The sequence below is a fragment of the Winogradskyella sp. A3E31 genome (assembly GCF_046720935.1).
Classification (GTDB): domain Bacteria; phylum Bacteroidota; class Bacteroidia; order Flavobacteriales; family Flavobacteriaceae; genus Winogradskyella.
In genome coordinates this window covers 179,148-197,369 of sequence record NZ_JBHNWH010000005.1, presented here as the reverse complement: position 1 = coordinate 197,369, position 18,222 = coordinate 179,148, and the positions used below count along the sequence as shown (strand labels likewise).

At 33.8% G+C, this 18,222-nt stretch carries 19 protein-coding genes and 1 pseudogene; 16 read left to right on the top strand and 4 right to left on the bottom strand.

Annotated elements, in window-relative coordinates:
- The first annotated feature begins 465 nt into the window (after positions 1-465).
- Entirely contained in the window at positions 466-801 is a 336-nt protein-coding gene (locus ACFEMA_RS08060; protein WP_411767623.1) for a 3D domain-containing protein, read from the top strand.
- Here ACFEMA_RS08060 and ACFEMA_RS08055 read toward each other — a convergent pair.
- A complete protein-coding gene (locus tag ACFEMA_RS08055) occupies positions 788-1,354 on the bottom strand; it encodes an ExbD/TolR family protein (protein WP_411767621.1) in 567 nt (188 codons plus the stop codon). The two genes, ACFEMA_RS08060 and ACFEMA_RS08055, sit on opposite strands and share 14 nt — an antisense overlap.
- 129 nt (positions 1,355-1,483) lie before the next feature.
- On the opposite strand from ACFEMA_RS08055, the gene ACFEMA_RS08050 reads away from it, so the two are divergent.
- Together ACFEMA_RS08050 and ACFEMA_RS08045 are read left to right on the top strand one after the other, a co-directional pair.
- Positions 1,484-2,998, top strand: a complete 1,515-nt coding sequence (locus ACFEMA_RS08050; protein ID WP_411767619.1) for a DEAD/DEAH box helicase — start codon at positions 1,484-1,486, stop codon at positions 2,996-2,998.
- Positions 2,999-3,097: 99 nt separating this feature from the next.
- Complete coding sequence (locus ACFEMA_RS08045) at positions 3,098-3,811, top strand: hypothetical protein (RefSeq protein WP_411767617.1); 714 nt, start codon at positions 3,098-3,100, stop codon at positions 3,809-3,811.
- Here the strand turns inward: ACFEMA_RS08045 and ACFEMA_RS08040 are convergent.
- Together ACFEMA_RS08040 and ACFEMA_RS08035 are read right to left on the bottom strand one after the other, a co-directional pair.
- Positions 3,792-4,361 (bottom strand): pseudouridine synthase, encoded by a 570-nt coding sequence (locus ACFEMA_RS08040; RefSeq protein ID WP_411767616.1) that lies wholly within the window; start codon positions 4,359-4,361, stop codon positions 3,792-3,794. The genes ACFEMA_RS08045 and ACFEMA_RS08040 overlap by 20 nt on opposite strands.
- Positions 4,362-4,380: 19 nt before the next feature.
- Complete coding sequence (locus ACFEMA_RS08035) at positions 4,381-5,190, bottom strand: DUF1853 family protein (RefSeq protein ID WP_411767614.1); 810 nt, start codon at positions 5,188-5,190, stop codon at positions 4,381-4,383.
- Between the two features lie 81 nt (positions 5,191-5,271).
- On the opposite strand from ACFEMA_RS08035, the gene ACFEMA_RS08030 reads away from it, so the two are divergent.
- The 4 genes from ACFEMA_RS08030 (at position 5,272) to ACFEMA_RS08015 (ending at position 9,324) form a co-directional block, all read left to right on the top strand.
- Complete coding sequence (locus tag ACFEMA_RS08030) at positions 5,272-6,390, top strand: DEAD/DEAH box helicase (protein WP_411767612.1); 1,119 nt, start codon at positions 5,272-5,274, stop codon at positions 6,388-6,390.
- 359 nt (positions 6,391-6,749) lie between these two features.
- Entirely contained in the window at positions 6,750-7,514 is a 765-nt protein-coding gene (locus tag ACFEMA_RS08025) for a DUF6090 family protein (protein WP_411767611.1), read from the top strand.
- A gap of 20 nt (positions 7,515-7,534) precedes the next feature.
- Positions 7,535-8,275 (top strand): DUF6090 family protein, encoded by a 741-nt coding sequence (locus tag ACFEMA_RS08020; RefSeq protein WP_411767609.1) that lies wholly within the window; start codon positions 7,535-7,537, stop codon positions 8,273-8,275.
- Between the two features lie 152 nt (positions 8,276-8,427).
- On the top strand, positions 8,428-9,324 hold the full coding sequence (locus tag ACFEMA_RS08015; protein ID WP_411767607.1) for a polysaccharide deacetylase family protein: 897 nt from the start codon (positions 8,428-8,430) through the stop codon (positions 9,322-9,324).
- Positions 9,325-9,362: 38 nt separating this feature from the next.
- Here ACFEMA_RS08015 and ACFEMA_RS08010 read toward each other — a convergent pair.
- Positions 9,363-9,540, bottom strand: a pseudogene (locus ACFEMA_RS08010) (IS110 family transposase); the annotation flags it as partial.
- A 223-nt stretch (positions 9,541-9,763) separates the two neighbouring features.
- On the opposite strand from ACFEMA_RS08010, the gene ACFEMA_RS08005 reads away from it, so the two are divergent.
- From ACFEMA_RS08005 to ACFEMA_RS07965, 9 genes are all read left to right on the top strand, one after another.
- Complete coding sequence (locus ACFEMA_RS08005; RefSeq protein ID WP_411767605.1) at positions 9,764-11,617, top strand: erythromycin esterase family protein; 1,854 nt, start codon at positions 9,764-9,766, stop codon at positions 11,615-11,617.
- Positions 11,618-11,716: 99 nt separating this feature from the next.
- The gene (locus ACFEMA_RS08000) at positions 11,717-12,127 is read left to right on the top strand and encodes a hypothetical protein (protein WP_411767603.1); all 411 of its coding nucleotides are present in this window, start codon (positions 11,717-11,719) and stop codon (positions 12,125-12,127) included.
- A gap of 222 nt (positions 12,128-12,349) precedes the next feature.
- Positions 12,350-13,114: a DUF6090 family protein gene (locus ACFEMA_RS07995; protein WP_411767601.1), complete on the top strand. Its 765-nt coding sequence runs from the start codon at positions 12,350-12,352 to the stop codon at positions 13,112-13,114.
- Between the two features lie 83 nt (positions 13,115-13,197).
- A complete protein-coding gene (locus tag ACFEMA_RS07990) occupies positions 13,198-14,013 on the top strand; it encodes a DUF6090 family protein (protein WP_411767599.1) in 816 nt (271 codons plus the stop codon).
- A 162-nt stretch (positions 14,014-14,175) separates the two neighbouring features.
- Complete coding sequence (locus tag ACFEMA_RS07985) at positions 14,176-14,931, top strand: DUF6090 family protein (protein ID WP_411767598.1); 756 nt, start codon at positions 14,176-14,178, stop codon at positions 14,929-14,931.
- Between the two features lie 105 nt (positions 14,932-15,036).
- Complete coding sequence (locus ACFEMA_RS07980; protein ID WP_411767596.1) at positions 15,037-15,744, top strand: DUF6090 family protein; 708 nt, start codon at positions 15,037-15,039, stop codon at positions 15,742-15,744.
- 202 nt (positions 15,745-15,946) lie between these two features.
- On the top strand, positions 15,947-16,549 hold the full coding sequence (locus ACFEMA_RS07975; RefSeq protein WP_411767594.1) for a hypothetical protein: 603 nt from the start codon (positions 15,947-15,949) through the stop codon (positions 16,547-16,549).
- Between the two features lie 67 nt (positions 16,550-16,616).
- Entirely contained in the window at positions 16,617-17,327 is a 711-nt protein-coding gene (locus ACFEMA_RS07970; protein ID WP_411767593.1) for a CPBP family intramembrane glutamic endopeptidase, read from the top strand.
- Positions 17,328-17,459: 132 nt separating this feature from the next.
- Positions 17,460-18,212 (top strand): hypothetical protein, encoded by a 753-nt coding sequence (locus tag ACFEMA_RS07965; RefSeq protein ID WP_411767591.1) that lies wholly within the window; start codon positions 17,460-17,462, stop codon positions 18,210-18,212.
- Positions 18,213-18,222: the final 10 nt, after the last annotated feature.

Sequence of the window (18,222 nt, the reverse complement as noted above, 5' to 3'; positions counted from 1 at the left end):
GACTAACTCAAATAAAGAGGTTTCTCTCATGCTTTAAAAGTTTCTAGGTCATCATCTAAGCTGTTAGATGTATTGACGATTTTGTTTAGAATTTTCATTGTGATTTGATTTTGTTGATTGATGAATAATCCGTTGTGCTTAACGGTAACGTCTCTTACTGTTCCAATTAAAAGATCTGGTTTCAGTACTTGTACTCGACAGTTGATTGTTGTTTAATGTTCTCATGATTGTTCGTTTTTAAATTGATTTGATTTAATTGATGTTATACTATATAGACGACTATTAAAAAACAATGTTACATGATTTGCTTGTTTTTAACTTTCGTTAACGTTATGTAACATTAGGGTAACGCTATAATTTTTGTTGTATATTTTCAAAATGAAAAGGTTAACTGTCGTCTTCTTATTTTCTCTGCTATATTCTTGCAACCAGCCTAAGATCGATAACTCTTTTACTTGGGAATGTATGAAGGTGAGAGCATCGGCTTATAATTCATTAGCAAACCAAACGAGCTCAAACCCGTTTATCACTGCGTTTGGGGATAGCATAAAACCAGGAGATAACTATATAGCCGTGAGCCGAAATCTATTGTGGGGGCCATTAAAAGAGAATACCATCGTGAGTATTGAGGGTTTAGATAGTCTTTATATCGTAAAAGATAAAATGAACCGTCGCTACTGGAATACCATTGATGTGTATATGGGACTGGATGTAAAAGCGGCCCGCAAATGGGGCCGCCGTAATGTGACTATTTGTTACCAAGTTAAAGTACTTAAGGACTCCATTGTTAATCAGCCCTAATGGTTTTAGCTTCAGAAAGTATAAAAGGATAAGCGTCTTTTACAGCTTTTAATTCTTCTTGGGATAAAGCTTCAGGTGATTTGTTATAGATGTTTTTTGCATAAGCTTCACGCAACTCATAGTATGCTTTAGTGAGCTCATCCTGTACTTCTATAAACAATTGGTATTTAGTAAAAGCCCCGTGTTGTAAAGAGATGACAGCGTTTTGCGGTGACGTTGAAGAATTATCTAACTGATTGCCATTGCAATACTCACAAGTACCATTACCGTTATTATCAATAAAATTCTTAGCTAAACCCTTTACTTCAGAAAGTGTTACAATGTCATCCTCAATCATAATCTCTTGGTTGTCATTAATCAAAATGCGAAGTACATTTCGTTCTTTTAAAGGTTCCGAGCAAATTTGTCCAGGAGGACAGTCCTTGGGTAATTTTCTTAAAATGCCTTTGTCTGCCGAAATAGTCGTAGTGACCAAGAAAAAGATTAGTAACAAAAAGGCAATGTCGGCCATAGACCCTGCATTTACTGATGGGGCGTTGCGTCTAAATCTCATAATGTTGATGTATTGGTGAGTTAAAGAAGTCACAAAAACAGTACCAGTTTTCAAATGTTGTTAACAAGAGCTTTGATAACTGTTATTATGTGTTATTTTTGCAAAATTAACTTGTCGCAAGTCCAAGATATGTCTACAACTACTACTATAGAAACAGAAAAGTCTAACAAAAAACGTCTTTATGACTACCAGGTTGCTGACCTCAATCGCATTTTTGAGGTTATGGATAGTTGCTCAGATGATTTTAATTTGCTCTACCAATTGCCTACTGGTGGTGGTAAAACGGTTGTCTTTTCTGAAATTGTAAGACGTTACATTAAGGAAAAAAATAAGAAAGTTGTTATTTTAACCCATCGTATTGAGCTGTGCAAGCAAACCTCAAATGTATTATCTGGTTTTGATGTTAAGAACAAGATTATCAACAGCAAAGTAAAGACCTTGCCCGATCAAGATGATTATCAATGCTTCGTCGCTATGGTCGAAACCCTGAACAATCGTCTAACTGAGAATGATTTTGAATTGCGTAATGTTGGTTTGGTCATTATCGATGAGGCGCATTATAATTCGTTCCGAAAATTATTCAAGTTTTTTGATAATTGTTTTATTCTTGGTGTAACGGCAACGCCTTTGAGTAGTAATATTAAACTACCGATGAAGGATAATTATGACCAGTTGATTGTTGGTGATGACATTTCTACATTGATAAAAAATGGGTTTTTAGCAGAAGCCGAAACGTATTCGTACGATGTAGGCTTAACGTCTTTAAAAGTTGGGATCAATGGTGATTACACGGTAAAATCTTCAGAGGTATTGTACACCAATAACATTATGCAGACCAAGTTGATTGGCGCTTATGAAGAAGTTGCAAAAGGGAAGAAGACGCTTATCTTTAATAACGGAATTCACACCTCTCGCGAAGTGTATTATACCTTTAAAAAAGCGGGATATGATGTTCGGCATCTCGATAATACAGCAAACAAACAAGAACGTAAGGAAACTTTAAAATGGTTTAAAAAGACCCCAGGAGCGATTTTGACTTCTGTGAGTATTTTGACCACTGGTTTTGATGAACCATCTGTAGAAACTATCATCTTAAATAGAGCAACACGATCTTTAACCTTGTATTTTCAGATGATAGGTCGTGGCTCTCGGATATACAAGGACAGAAAATCTTTTCAAGTTGTGGATCTAGGTAATAACATTGCTAGATTTGGGCCTTGGGATCAGCCAGTAGATTGGCAGCATATCTTTAAATATCCAGACTACTATTTAGAAAACATATTGGATGATGAATCCCTTGAGCGTGATTTTACTTATGAAATGCCAGAATCCTTGCGCTTAAAATTTAAAGGTTCTAAATCTTTGGATTTTGATGTTAAATCTGAATATAAGGACGTATTAAAATCTGGCAAAAAGTCGTTTACAGTTATAGAACGTTCTATAGAACAGCATTCTAAAATTTGTATTGAAAACTGTGAGGATGTTTTTGAAGCTCGTGAGCGCATTAAGGATCTTCAAGATGAAATTGCGTATCGAATAAAGCAATATTGTTATTGCATTATGAATAGTACACAAAACTACAAAGATTGGTTGTTTGAAGAATATAACAGACGTCTTCGACTATCCTTTAACGGAAAGTTTTAACTTTTTTTTGAAAGGTTTTCAATTTTTATCCGTTTAATTTGAAATAGGAATGATTTTTGATTCATATAGAATGAATTTAAATCACTTTTTTAAATTATTATGAAATACCGTTTTATCATAACCTTATTCACTTTTGCCTTCGGCATGATGCTGAATGCGCAAGGTCCTGATAAAGAGAAAAAATCGATTCGTATTCCTGCTGTAAAGTCTGAAAAGGAAAAGGATTCTACTCCCAAAAAAATAAAAGTCGCTCCAAAAGATAAACCCTCTAATGAAAAGGATTCTTTAAAGTCTGGCGGAGATGAAAAAGAACTTAAAAAATTTGTGATTAGAGAGTCTGAGAAGCCATTTTCAATGATTGAAGATGATGGGTTGAGAAGTGCCGGTGAAATCTTTGAAGAGCGCTGGAACAAGAATGCAGAGAAAATCGGTATTAGACGCACCATGTCTGACCAATTTTTGGGAGAACACCGCATAGATAGCAAGTTTGTAAATATTGTGTGTCGAGATCATCAATATCCAGATGGAGATCGCGTACGTATTTTGGTTAATGAAGAAATAGTTCACCTCAATGTTTTATTAACAACCCAATACCGCAGGTTAAAAATAGATTTAGCGGACGGCATTAATAAGATCGATATTCTTGCGTTAAACCAAGGTGATTCTGGACCAAATACTGCTGAATTTGTGGTGTACGACGATAAAGGTCAAGTCGTATCGTCAAAAGAATGGAATCTGTTGACAGGTGTAAAGGCGACTATTGTTTTTATTAACGAAAAAGTGACTATTGTTCCTAAGACTGCTCAGAATTAATTGCTTTAAAGTTCCCTGGTTGCAAATCATCAATTTTATAATCCCCAACTCTAACTCTTACCAATCGTAGTGTCGGAAAACCAACTTTAGCTGTCATTTTACGAACTTGTCTAAACTTGCCTTCAGTAAGAGTTATACTAATCCAAGATGTGTCTCCGTGTTTATCATCCCTTACAAAACGTTGGATAATATGGGATGTGTTTTTAAGCATAGAAACTTCACAAGGCTTAGTCGGGTATGGTTTTCCGTTTACAGAGATGTCAATACCATTTGACAATTTTTCTATGGCTTCATTAGAGATAATACCGTCCACCATGACATGATATTCTTTTTCAATTTCAGAACTTGTAATGTGTTGGCTAAATTTTCCGTCTGTGGTTAGTAACAAAAGGCCTTCAGATTTTTCATCTAATCGACCTACGGCCATAAGACCTTCAGGGATTCCTTCAATATCACTCAATAATTTTTTATTCCGACGTTTATTTTGGTGATTGACGAATTGACTTAAATAGCCGTAAGGTTTATAGAGTTTATAATATGTATATTTCAAATTATGAGTTATTATCAAATTATGACCACCAAGTCACAAAACACTTTTGAAGGGAGCCATTTTTATCTTTTAGCCATAGCATCGGGGATCTTTTTGATTCTAATAAAGCGTCCAATTCAGCTTTAAGATTAGTATAAGTGTCCCATTGCACAGACAAATGAGGTTCTATCAACCAATCTAATTTTTCTGGGATGTAAAGCTCATAGCCTTCTAATAGAATACGGTTATTTTGGTTGAGATAAAAGCCATAAATACAGTCCTTATTTAATGGACTTATATCTATAGCGTCTATTTTAAGAGGCACAAAAAGTTGCGCTTTAAAACAAATCTTTTGAATGATGTCGTCTGAAGATAAACCCAGTTGATGTAAGGCAGATTTACATTCAGGATGGTAGAGTAGTGGTAACTGTTTTTCTTTGAGCTTTTTAATCTTTAAACTCAGATGATCCTTTCGATTGGGACCAATCCAGCAATCTAAAGTTTGTTTTCTGATATAGTTGGGGTCAAACAAATAGAACTTATAGGCTATTTCTAAATGGATGGGCTGATGATTCTGTAAAAATAGCATGTCTAATTCTCCAATGGTTTCCCTGTCTTTTTTAATCTGAATATTCTCAGCAAGAATATTTATGTCTTTTGAGTGTTCCAACTGGACATTAAGAAACTGTTCTACGCGCTTACCCAAGCGCCGATTGTAATTAATAGTATCAGCTATTGTTATAGCAATGGTGTCTTCAAACTTAAAATGCTGTAATCCATAAAGATCATCTTTCCATAAATATGGTGTATTTAAAAAGCCTGAATATTGTCTTTGAATTCTATTGCTCATTGGGATGTCAAAATACAAAGAAGCGTTCAATTATTCTTTAAGCCATACTATTAGTTTTACCTTTGCAAAAATTATAGATGTATGTCCACGTTTAAAGATCTCGGTGTAGAAAAACCTTATGTAAAGCGTTTGTTAGAGCTTGGTATCGAAACACCTACACAAATTCAAGAAGCTGTTATTCCTTTGCTCTTGCAAAATAAAATGGATTTGGTGGGTTTGGCTCAAACAGGTACTGGTAAAACGGCTGCTTTCGGATTACCATTATTACATCATATAGACCCTAAGTTAGATCATGTGCAAGGATTAATTATTGCACCTACACGAGAATTGGTACAGCAAATACAGAAACAGCTATTTAAGTTTACCAAGCATGTAAAAGATAAAATTTTTGTTGAAGGTGTTTATGGAGGTGAAAAAATGGATATTCAAATGAGAAATTTGAATAGAACAACCCATATCGTCGTTGCGACACCAGGTCGTTTACTGGATTTAATTGAAAGGGCTGCTGTGGATATTAGTAAAGTCAATACGCTAGTGCTAGATGAAGCGGATGAAATGTTAAGTATGGGTTTTAAGGAAGACTTGACTAACATTTTAAAGTTTAATACTGGGAATCGACATACGTGGCTATTTTCAGCAACGATGCCAGATGAGATTAAGCAAATTATTAATAATTATATGGCCAAAGATGCAGTGCGAATTGAAGTGAATAAAAATGCATTGGTCAATGAAAATATTTCTCACCACTATATTCCAACAACCATCAAGGAAAAGTTGAGTACTATCATGCGGCTCTTGGATAAACGTCCTGAAGATAGGGGAGTGATTTTTTGTAGAACAAAAGCAGGAACAAATGCTTTAGCCAAAGAGTTAAAGCACGAAGGTTTTGCCGTTGATGCCTTAGAAGGCGATATGCAACAGAAAGAACGCGACAAAGTGATGCGCGCTTTTAAAAACCAATCCCTTCAGGTTTTAGTATCTACTGATGTTTCTGCTCGTGGTATTGATGTTAATAATTTAGCGTTTGTCATTCACCATCAATTGCCAGATCATTTAGACTATTACACGCACAGAAGTGGTAGAACGGCACGAGCTGGTAAAACAGGGCAGTCGATTGCGCTCATTATTCCTGGAGAAATGCAAAAAATAATAGATATCCAAAAAGAATTGGGAATTACATTTAAGGAAATGCGATTGTAACATAAAATTATCCCAAGCTGTTCACTGAGGTATCACACTGAGCTTGTCGAAGTGCTCTCGAAGTGATCGAATGACCATCCAATTTAATATTCTAAACATACTTATGTGGCTTAGAGAACATATTTACGTACCCAAGTGAGCCGTCTCAGCTATTAAAAATGTAGGTTTTCTAAAAAGTGCCTATATTGAACTTTGAATTATTGAACCAAAGCGATAGGAATGTAAAAAATTACGAAAAACCGTCGCTATCCCTCCAAATAGGTATTTTATGGAACATACGATAACGGATATAAACAAGTTGTGCTTCATTATTCCTACGCTGAAGCTTCGGAATAGAAACTATGACCAACCAATAACCAATGATAAAATTCTTTAGAAAAATTAGACAAGATTTACTTTCAAAAGGTAAAACAGGAAAGTATCTAAAATATGCCATTGGAGAAATTATTCTTGTGGTAATTGGAATTTTGATTGCCTTACAGATTAATAACTGGAATCAAGAACGATTAAATAATAAGCAAGAACAGCAAATTCTTTTGCAACTTAAAAGTGAATTCAGGGAAAATCTTAACGAATTGGACAGAAAAGATATAATGCGAGACAGAATGATTTTGTCAATAGAACAGTTGTTCAAGATTAAAAAAGCTAGCAACCATACTGAATTTACTATTGACTCTCTTAGGCAATACATTTCATGGACCTATAATACACCTACTTTTGATCCCGTCATGGGAACAACAGGTGAACTTTTAGCCTCAGGAAAACTTTATATATTAAGAAATAATGAACTAAAAACCAGACTAACAAATTGGTCTGGTCAAGTAGATAGATTGAGGGAGTACGAGCAAGATTTACGACAATATATCGCTATTACTTACGACCCTTTTATAACTCAGAACTTTTCAATTAAGTATCTGTTTGATGGTATTTGGCAAGAAAAAGAATATTTTACAAATAAGGAAAACAGAAATAAGGCAGTTAAAGAATTTATTGAGAATAACGCTATAGACGACTATTTGTTCAGTATTATATCAATAAGCAATGCAGCAAAAGAGGAGTCGTTTCTGGTAAGAAACTATTTAAACGAGATCTTAAGACTCATAAATAACGAACTAGAAAGTTAATGTTTAATTGGGGCAAGAAAATGATAAAATTCTTTAGAAAAATTCGCCAAAAATTACTCACTGAAAATAAATTCAGCAAGTATCTGTTTTACGCTATTGGAGAAATCGTACTCGTGGTTATTGGTATTTTGATTGCTTTACAAATCAATAATTGGAACGAAAACAGAAAACAACAGATAAAATTACAGCAAATTTACCATGAAATACTAGCAGATCTAAAAAGAGAAAGAGATTATGCAAATTTTATCATTAACAAGTTTGAAGGGCAACGAAAAGCTTACTCGGATTACCTTGAGAGTTTTAGTAATACAAAAATCACAAGAAAATCAATATACCGAAAGCTACTAGAGCTTAATATGGAAGGGTATCCGATAAATTCTAATTCGAGTATTGTTGAATCCTTACAAAATAGTGGCGAGATTGTCCTATTACCTCAATCAATAAGAAACAGACTTATCAATTTAAGGCGTCAACAAAATAAAATCATAGTGGATGAAGGCTTGGATAATCGGGGAAGAATGGGTGTTATGGAACGACTAACGATGCTCATTGGTTCCTTAAGTTTAGATGAAAGATTAGAGAATCAAAAAGAACTTAGATCTGAATTAAAAATTGAAGAAAACATTAATCAAATTGTATTAGGTCTGGAAGCTGCACAAGCATGGATGGATTTTTCCGAATCAAAATCGATACGCCTATTAAAGGAATTTGTTAATGAAATTAATGCAGTAGAGAAGCTGATCTTAGAAGAAACTAAATAACGAAAGTACAACAACGGCTATAGTTCATTGCGGCGGAATTTCCTCTTGGGAATTCCTGCACTTTTGCTATCTTTCGGTTTACGTCGGAATAACACTGCGTGTCATTCCGCAACGAAACCATACACTAGACTGGTAGCTACAATTTGAAAAAAATGAAACGATTAATCATTATAATCTATGGTTGTTTTTCGCTTTGCTCATCCTGCATCGAAAAACCAAGTTTTATTGACTTCACTTACCCAGGTGGTAAATACAAAGCATTAGTATTAAGTTATGATGATGGAACTATTCAAGATATTGAGTTAGCTCATTTGTTTGACCAAAACAATCTTGTTGGAACATTTAATCTTAACTCAGGATATTTAGGAGTTATTCGTGGTTGGCCACAAACAGATGGAGACACTATTTTTCAAAAATATGTTCCAAAAGATTCATTATTGATTATCTATAAAAACCATGAAATTGCCGTACATGGTGCTCTACACAAAAATTTCACTGATATTACGAACGATAATATTCTTGAAGAAGTAAATACTGACCTAGAAGTTTTAACTCAACTTACCAATAGAGAAATAATCAGTATGGCATACCCTTTTGGAAATACCAACGGTAATATTTCAAAATTGATCGCCAAAACAGGAGTTATAAATGGAAGAACAGTTGCTGATACTTACAAGTTTGATTTACCACAAAATTATATGATATGGAATCCAACCTGTCACGATAGTAAAGCATTAGATTACCTAAATGAATATTTAGATTTGGACAGACAAGAATTATCGCTTTTCTATGTTTGGGGTCACTCATGGGAATTTGGGGATCAGAAGCGCTGGGATAATATGGTTGAGTTTTGTGAAAAAATTGGAAAATCGAACGACATTTGGTCAGTTGGCAACGGCAAACTAACACAATATCTACAAGCTATTAAAAAAGTTCAAATTGACAGCGATAAGATTACTAATCCACAAGAAAACCAGGCAATATGGTTAAAACTATCAACTGGAATTGAAAAGCTTGAAGCTGGTGAAACAATTGAAATAAAACTGTAGCCAACAAAGTACTGTGGTAAAAACCAAGTAAAAAAGTATTAATTTTTCACTAAAGTACTTCTATAACTATCATCATATACCAATCCTGATTTTGCTATTGCAAAAGCCTGTTTCAAAAGCTTATTACACACAGCTATCAATGCCAGTTTTTTACTCTTGCCTTTAGTAACCAACCTGTCATAAAGTGCTTGAGACCTTATTATATTTGCACGCTGAGAACACTGCAATAAGCCCAGTGTGCCATTCTGAGCCATCTAAAAGGGTGAGATTTTCTAAAAAGTGACTATATTGAGGAATGAATTATTGAACCGAAGCGATATGAATGGTAGAAATAACAAAAAACCATCGTTATCCTTTCAAATTAACAGTTGATTGAACATTCAATAATGTATATAAACACGTTGTATGCCATTAAGTACAATCCGATAGTTTAATATTAATGACAGTTAAAACGAACCTATTACTAGCCCTTCTATTATTGGTTTCCTGTGCTGAGAAATCAGCCGAAGACCACGTGACTGAATGGATATCTGAGAATGCAATTCAAATAAGCACTGTAGAACCTGGAAATGGATTTGAAGACCTATTACCAATTGGTGAAATGATTGGTGATGCTCGTATCGTATCCCTAGGCGAACCTACTCACGGAAATCGCGAGGTATTTCAACTTAAACATCGGATGATTGAATATCTGGTAGAGAAAAAAGGCTTTAACATTTTCGCACTTGAATGTCCTTTTGGCGCAGCTCGCGATATCAATCGGTACGTAGTAGATGGCATAGGAGATCCTGAAAAAGCACTAGCTGGTATTTATATGTGGGCGTGGGATACTGAAGAAGTTCTCGACCTTATTGTATGGATGCGCGAATACAATTCAAACCCAGATCATAAGGAAAAAGTTAAGTTCTATGGATTTGACCCTCAGCACCCAGAAAGAGCGGCAAGGGTTATGCTTGATTATCTTGCTAAAGTTGACCCGCCTTTGGAGGGTAAAGTTCGCCCAGAACTTGGCATATTGGAAATACCTTTTTCAAATCCTGAGATTATAGGGCTTCGACAGTGGATACCTCAAGAATGTGATTCATTATCCTTTCAAAACATAAGTCTAGTAATGGATTCATTTGATAAAAACAAGGATCAATATGTTCAAAATTCCAGTGCTTCAGAATGGGAACTCGCTAAACAACATGCACGACAAGTAGAAATTTACATCGAAGAAAATTCCGAAGGGGCAGATTATAATAACGTAAGAGATCTAGGTCAGGCTCATAATTTAAAATGGATTATGGAGCATGAAGGCAATGATGCCAAGATGATAACATGGGCCCATAATTGCCATGTATCGAATGCTTCTTTTGAAGGTGTCAACCATATGGGGTTTAATCTGAAAAAATGGTATGGAGATGACCTAAAAATATTTGGTTTTTTCTTTAACCAAGGTAGTTTTAAAGCCATAGATGGAGGTGTTCCTTCAAAAGGAATCCATGATTTTTCTGTAGGTACAGCTCCTGAAGAAATTTTTGAGTATACCATGGCAAAGACAAAAATGTCTCTAGCAGCGATTGATCTAAGTAAAATTAAAGATAAAGGGGTTGTTTACGATTGGTTTAATCGAGAACATAGAACGAGACATTCTGGAGGATGGTTCAATGAAAAAGAACCTTTCTACTGGCCATATAATCTAGCAGAAGCTTACGATGGTCTTATATATTTAGACTCAACCTCTGCAGTAGTTGATATTAATGATGCCGATCAAGACCATATGTGGCTGATTACCAAAAAAATGGATCAACCTACAAATACCGATTTTGAAAATAATCGTCCCGGAGAAGCTCCAGATGGTTGGGTAGCTTGGTCTAAGTTTGAACGCTTAGGTGTGAAAATGACAGTAAGTGATGAAGATCCTTACAAGGGGAATTACTCAGCCATGTTGCAGCGTGCAGAAGGTTTAAAGTATGGAGAAATTGCGGCCAATCTGAGACAATATATAGATGCCGAGCCTTACCAAGGAAAAACTATAATACTTAGGATAGCAGCTAAGGCAGAAATTGCTGAATCCAACTTTGCCTTTCTCAGATTATCTATAGACGCTGACCCCTTCAGTGATGCATATTATGACCTGCCACCACTTTTTGATAGTCTTGACAAATATCGAGTGGAATCAAACGAATGGAAAATCTATGAAATTGAAGCCCAAGTAGATGATAAAGCAGATATGATACACTATGGAGTTTATCTACGTGATTTTGGAACGGTTTGGATAGATGATGTTGAGATTGAAATTGTAGAATGACATGAATAATAAAAAATAAAAACGGCATACAACATTGTATATAAGCCATTAAAATGGTTCATATACGAAGACGTTAGGCAATATTAAAATAACATAACAATGAAAAAAATAGGTTATATTTTAAGTACAGTAATTATTTTGACTTTTATTTCTTGCCAAGATAAAACAGAATCAAAAATTTCAGGCACAAACAATGTTACTATGGAAGAGAAAAAGAAAGGAACAATAATGCAAATCGTTAAATTAAAAACGGAATTGTCAGAAGAAGAACTTTTAAAAATAGCGAAAGAGCGAGAACCACAATTCAAAGCGATTTCTGGAATCGTTCAGAAATACTACGTTAAACTTGGAACTTCAGGTGAATATGGAGGTATATATATATGGGATTCAATGGAATCATTGGAGAAATTTAAAAAATCTGAACTTGCAGCTAGCATTCCAAAAGCCTACAAAGTGGTTGAAGCTCCGTCAGTAGAAATCGTTGATATAATGTTTAAATTAAGGGAATAAAACATTGCCTAACACTATATACAAATTATTGCTAGTTCAAGCCTACTTACGAAAATTGTTAGCGCCAGTTCGCTTCGCTCGTGTCTTGCGGATTTTCTATTCGGGTTGTATTTGCTAACTTAGTTTCCTAAACAAAACAAACCATGCACAAAAACGTTGTGTTTCATTATTTAAAGTTCACTATTTGATTTAAAGTCATACATTTAGAGAAACTAACCTCTAATGATAAAATTCTTCCGGAAAATTCGTCAAAGATTATTGACTGAAAATAAATTTAACAAATATCTGCTATATGCAATCGGAGAGATTGTTCTTGTTGTTATTGGAATTTTAATTGCATTAGGAATAAATAACTGGAATCAACATCGCATTCAGAATAAAGAAGAACATCAGGCTTTAATAAATTTAAAGCTGGATTTTGACTATAATTATATTACCCTAGATAGTATTATAACCAGAACTGAAAAATCTATTGCACTACAAACTACTATTCTAAATCATACTGGCAATAAACCACGTCCTAATACAGAAACTGAGTTCGATAACGCAATTAATGCCCTAGCGGCTTTATCAATATATTTTCCAAAGAATGGTTATTTGAATGACCTGTTAAATTCTGGGAAATTAGACATTCTTAAAAACACAAACCTGAGGAATAGATTGTCATCTTGGAATTCGGTTTTAAAAAATATTAAAGACAAAGAAAGAAATGTAGAAGATCAAATAGATAAATTCTATAATATTATGTATAAGCGAGGAAGTTGGTTAAATCTTGATGAAGTGGCAACAATTTCGGTCCTCACAAATGATCCACTTCCAAAATCCGGTTTCGATATTGATAATAGACATTTGTTAGACTTAATAGAGTTTGAAAATACAACTGAAAATATAATATTTCAAAATAGATCTGTTTTAATACGTCAAAAATTGGGTTTAGATTTAATTAGAGAAATCAAAGAGTTATTAGAAAAAGAAATTAAAGAATAACGAAAGCGCAACAACATGTATAATCCATGGCTATTCTCTTACTTCAAAATTAATTAACCTACCTTTAGAGAAACCAATCTCTAATGTTTAAATTCTTTCGAAAAATCCGTTACGACCTTATGGAGAACCCGCCCGAACGTACCAGTTCGGTACGGGCGGGAAATAAAACCAGTAAGTATTTAAAATATGCCATTGGTGAAATTATTCTTGTAGTTATTGGAATTTTAATCGCACTAAGTTTAAATAACTGGAAAGAAGATCTTGCCGACCAAGGAGAAGAAACGCGAATACTTGGAGGGTTGAAGCAAGAATTCGAAGTGAATCTCGCTGAAGTTAGCAGAAACATTAAATTAAATACTTCGACAAGAGAATCGACCATAGCTCTTATCCAACTTATTCATACGGATGAACCCTTTGCGAATCAACGCTATTTAGATAGTCTTTTAAATGAAGTTTACATGTTTGGGTCCTTCGATGCGCAAACAGGATTGGTCAATGAAGTCATCAGTTCTGGTAAATTATCCATTATAAAAGATACAGAGTTACGGAGTAGATTAACTGGCGTTTCAGGGCTTTTGGATAATCTTGAGGAAGATTATATAATTCGTAATGACTATTATTATAATCATATCATTCCATACTTAAGCAAATATGTTTCGATTATCAACCAAGACAAATTCATGAATTTTTCAGGGTGGTCTCAATCTTATGAATCAAATAAACTAGAAGACTCGCCTTTTAAACAGAAATATAATGACATTGATCTACTTCAGTTTGAAAATTTATTCGCAATACATAAAGTGAATAATGATTTCGTTAATCTGGATGAGTACGATTTGAAAGAGTTTTTTACTCAAACCCTAGAAATTATCAATAATAACTTAGATCTTAAAGAATAAAAAAATGAAAGCATTAACCAATGATTCAATTTTTTAGATTATCGAAACTCAATTTTGCTTTGCAAAATCAAATGTCTTGCTTGTCCGAAGAAGCACTTTGTGCGAAGGCGGATAGACATTTGCTTGAGATAGCCTCTTGCGGAAAAACTAAAAGTTCAAAACATGATTAAGTTCTTTAGGAAAATACGTCAGCGATTACTCACTGAAAACAAATTCAGTAAGTACTTGCTTTATGCAGCAGGAGAGATATTACTCGTCATGATAGGGATTCTGCTGGCCTTGAAAGTAAACTCTTGGAATGAAGAGCGAAAACATCGCAAGAAAGAAGTACAGCTGTATGAAAATCTTCTGGAGAGCTTGGCCGCGGATTCTGCAGATTTGATAAGAGTTCGGGGGCTTTTTGATCAGGGAACAAATGCGCTTCGCTTCGTCATCAGCAAATCAAGTCAAGAACACCTCTATGAGAATAGCCTTCATGCACTCAAGGATAGCATTGAAATGACAACAAATATTGGTTTCAGCTTCTTCCCCAGATACAGTGCCTATAATCAGATAACCAACAATGGATATTTGGACCTGATACGCTCTGAAGAGATCAAATCAAAACTGGCAGAGCTGTATGACAGGACTTATGTGCGCTATCAACATGTTGATGCCTCTATGGATGAGAAATCTGAATTCTATCTTGAACCGATCATGCGGGGAGATTTACAGATAATGGAATCTGAATCTGGCCTTCCTTATAAAAAGGACCTGGATCAAGAACTTTTCTTAACTCATTACCCCAGGTTTAAACGCGAATGCCTGAGCATTTTAGCGACATCTGTCTATGCCGAACGTTCGCTCATAGAATGCTATGAAGGCAACCTTGAACTATTGATACTCATCCGAAATAAACTAGAATCATCGAATCCATGATAAAATTCTTTAGATTATCGAAAAATAATTTTGCATAGCAAAATCAAAGGTCTGGTAGACCTTTGTTTGAGATAGCCGCTTGCGGAAAAAATAGAAACGAAAAACATGATTAAATTCTTTAGGAAAATACGACAGCGATTACTTTCTGAAAACAAATTCAGTAAGTATATGATTTATGCGATTGGAGAAATTATACTTGTTGTTATTGGAATTTTAATTGCATTAAGCATTAATAATTGGAATGAAACAAACAAAAATGAGCAAGAACAGATTGTTTTTTTAAATAATCTAAAAAACGACCTCACAAACGATTTAAAACAGTTAGATGAAATATTAAAATTTCAAAAAGAAAAATTAAGCTCAGTCAATGAATTAAAAAATCAATTATTGACAAACAGAGATTTTGAGAAAATCGAACAGCTTTTTGCCAAAATTTCATCATCAGGTAATGACACCTATTTTCCTAACACTGGTTCATACACAACATCAGTGTCGTCGGGTAAAATAGCTTCTCTAAATCCAAGTTCTCTAAGAATAGCAATTACAAATCTATACGAACGCTTTTATTTTAGATTAATTTACAATGGAGAAATTTACGATAAACGAGATGACGAGGTTGCATTTAGTCAAGGGAAATTTTTCAACAAATTAACATTAAAACTAAACAGCAAAGATGTAATTGAAGATAGTGAGTTTGTAAATTTGATCACAATTGTGTTTGACGACAATTCAACTTATGTGCAGAGAGGTGATGAAACCAAAAGTGAAATTTTAAATGTTCTAAAATTAGTAGATCAAAGACTTAAGGAATAACGAAAGCACAACATTGGATATTAGTAACCAGCCCGACAAGCTGGTCTGGTGGATTGCTTGCCTGCCTGTCGGCAGACAGGTTCTCGCCAACTTCTTAAAATCCGCAGGAATTTTCTAATTGGGTTGTATTTGCTAAATTACGTACTTAAACACGCAACTAATCTCGATACAACAACGTTTCCATTAATACCGAAAAAACAGAATGCAGAAATTTTGGAAGATAAAAGGTTCTAAATCTAATAAGCTGATTTATATAAAAGACAAAACAATTTATAAGGGAAACCCTAAACAGGAAGAACTGAATAAACTGAATGCTGAAACCTCAAATTTATCTTTTTTAGAAAACCTTTTTAGTATTCCTTATTCTTACATTAAAAGAATTGAGAATCAAAGCGGAAAAAATGAAATCAAAATATTTTATGGGAGTGGTTCTGAAGATGAATTAATTGTTAAAAATAGAGTCATTAAACAGGAAATATTTGGTTTTTTAAAGTCAGACTTACCTAATTTTAATTATAGCTCTAAAATTCCAAGTATTCTAAATTACGGTAAAGCTCAATTTTTTGCCTTATTATTTATGACAGGGATTTTTGTTTGGTCACTTTATTTAGCAATTCAAATTCAAAATGGAGCTGAATATGAAATTATTGGAAGCGGTCGAAGTATAACTGGGGTCGTATTGTTTTTGGCTAATTTTGGAATAATAAAGAATATTATCGGATACATTGTAATTTTATTTATAATAATAATTTCTCTTGTGAAAAAATTAAAATCAAGAAGTGAAATGGAAATTTTAAAGAGATAAAGTACTAATGGCAACATCTTATAACCACAATTTACCCACTAATGTTTAATTTAAACCAACTAAGTCAATGATAGGAATATTAGTAGCAATTGCCATTTCCTGGTTACTTCTATACTTAATTGAAAAGAAAAATATTTTAGCATTAGGATTTCTTCCAATCTCCAAAAGATTAAAACAATTCTTAATCGGATTTTTGATAACTGGGATACTTTGTGTTCTTGCCCAATTATTAGAAGCATATCTAAAGTCATCAACTTGGATTTTGAATGAAAATATGACCGTCGGAACTATTTTAAAATCATTTTGGTGGGATGTCAAATCCGTATTGACTGAAGAATTGATTTTTCGTGGAGCTTTACTCTATATTCTAATCCAAAAAATAGGATCAAAAAAAAGCATATTGATTTCTGCAATTGCGTTCGGAATTTACCATTGGTTCTCCTATGGAGTTTTAGGAAATGTAATGGCTATGATTTTGGTCTTTATCGGCACTGGACTAATGGGTTACGCTTGGGCTTTGGCTTTTTTAAAAACCAAATCAATAATGCTACCGTTTGGACTTCATTTGGGCTGGAATTTTATCTATAACACCATATTTTCCAATGGTCCATTAGGCGAATTATTACTAATTTCAAAAGGTGGAAACGAATTGACGGATTGGATGTCGCTATTGAATTTTGTGAGTGGTTTAGTTATTGTTCCAATTTTAGTCTTAATTTACGTCAAGTATTTTGTTAAAGATGACACTGAATCAAACTTAAGAGGTATAAAAAAATGACTATTTTAGGCTAATCTTAAAGCTTGTTTCACGTTTGCTACGTTTGCGTTTCCTTCGGAAAACCCTCAAACGCAAACCTGTATCTTTTCATATGTAAAACTATAGCGCTTCATTATAACCAACCATTAACCAATGATAAAATTCTTTAGACACATACGGCAACAATTACTTTCAGAGGGTAAAACTGGTAAGTATTTTAAATATGCCATTGGGGAAATATTACTCGTAGTTATTGGGATTTTAATTGCCCTTCAGATTAATAATTGGAATGAAGAAGTTGGTAAATCACAAGTTGAAAAGGAAATTATACAAGAGATAATATCTGATCTCAAGGAAAGTAGAAACAAACTTATAGAACTGTCAAAAAAGGATAGCGGAAAGTTGCCTGAATATATAAGGTCAATGAAGTTGGTTGAAGATTATTTTATTGACCAACCAGTTTACAACGATTCTATGGGTATTCATTTTACCCGAATCTTTAATTTTTCAAATATTGAATACAAAATAACAGGTTACGAAACACTTAAGTCAATTGGATTTAATATAATTAAAGATAGAGAAATAAGAAAGGATATAGGTATATACTTTACTCAAACCGTACCTCAAACTTATAGACAGTTTGAATTGGTGGAAAAGGAACAATATGAATATATAACTGAACATCAAAAAAAAGACTTTAATACAATATTTTTAGAAAATTCTACTGAAAGTAAAGTTATTCATATACCCATTGATTATAAAAATTTAAGACAAAATAGAGATTTTAGACAAGCTGTAAAAATGTATCGTTTTATCACTGACTTATACTTTGAAAACACGAAAGAATCTCTTAGTGAAACTAATAAACTGATTTCAACACTAGAAGAATATCTTAACAACTATTAAAGATATAAAA

Excerpts from the sequence above, each read along its gene's own strand:
- ACFEMA_RS08055 (WP_411767621.1), bottom strand. The coding sequence starts at position 1,354 with ATGAGATTTAGACGCAACGCCCCATCAGTAAATGCAGGGTCTATGGCC.
- ACFEMA_RS08030 (WP_411767612.1), top strand. The coding sequence starts at position 5,272 with ATGTCCACGTTTAAAGATCTCGGTGTAGAAAAACCTTATGTAAAGCGT.
- ACFEMA_RS07980 (WP_411767596.1), top strand. The coding sequence starts at position 15,037 with ATGATTAAATTCTTTAGGAAAATACGACAGCGATTACTTTCTGAAAAC.
- ACFEMA_RS08020 (WP_411767609.1), top strand. The coding sequence starts at position 7,535 with ATGATAAAATTCTTTAGAAAAATTCGCCAAAAATTACTCACTGAAAAT.
- ACFEMA_RS07985 (WP_411767598.1), top strand. The coding sequence starts at position 14,176 with ATGATTAAGTTCTTTAGGAAAATACGTCAGCGATTACTCACTGAAAAC.
- ACFEMA_RS08000 (WP_411767603.1), top strand. The coding sequence starts at position 11,717 with ATGAAAAAAATAGGTTATATTTTAAGTACAGTAATTATTTTGACTTTT.
- ACFEMA_RS08005 (WP_411767605.1), top strand. The coding sequence starts at position 9,764 with ATGACAGTTAAAACGAACCTATTACTAGCCCTTCTATTATTGGTTTCC.
- ACFEMA_RS07995 (WP_411767601.1), top strand. The coding sequence starts at position 12,350 with ATGATAAAATTCTTCCGGAAAATTCGTCAAAGATTATTGACTGAAAAT.
- ACFEMA_RS07965 (WP_411767591.1), top strand. The coding sequence starts at position 17,460 with ATGATAAAATTCTTTAGACACATACGGCAACAATTACTTTCAGAGGGT.
- ACFEMA_RS08050 (WP_411767619.1), top strand. The coding sequence starts at position 1,484 with ATGTCTACAACTACTACTATAGAAACAGAAAAGTCTAACAAAAAACGT.
- ACFEMA_RS07970 (WP_411767593.1), top strand. The coding sequence starts at position 16,617 with ATGATAGGAATATTAGTAGCAATTGCCATTTCCTGGTTACTTCTATAC.
- ACFEMA_RS08060 (WP_411767623.1), top strand. The coding sequence starts at position 466 with ATGAAGGTGAGAGCATCGGCTTATAATTCATTAGCAAACCAAACGAGC.
- ACFEMA_RS08045 (WP_411767617.1), top strand. The coding sequence starts at position 3,098 with ATGAAATACCGTTTTATCATAACCTTATTCACTTTTGCCTTCGGCATG.
- ACFEMA_RS08025 (WP_411767611.1), top strand. The coding sequence starts at position 6,750 with ATGATAAAATTCTTTAGAAAAATTAGACAAGATTTACTTTCAAAAGGT.
- ACFEMA_RS07975 (WP_411767594.1), top strand. The coding sequence starts at position 15,947 with ATGCAGAAATTTTGGAAGATAAAAGGTTCTAAATCTAATAAGCTGATT.
- ACFEMA_RS08015 (WP_411767607.1), top strand. The coding sequence starts at position 8,428 with ATGAAACGATTAATCATTATAATCTATGGTTGTTTTTCGCTTTGCTCA.
- ACFEMA_RS08035 (WP_411767614.1), bottom strand. The coding sequence starts at position 5,190 with ATGAGCAATAGAATTCAAAGACAATATTCAGGCTTTTTAAATACACCA.
- ACFEMA_RS07990 (WP_411767599.1), top strand. The coding sequence starts at position 13,198 with ATGTTTAAATTCTTTCGAAAAATCCGTTACGACCTTATGGAGAACCCG.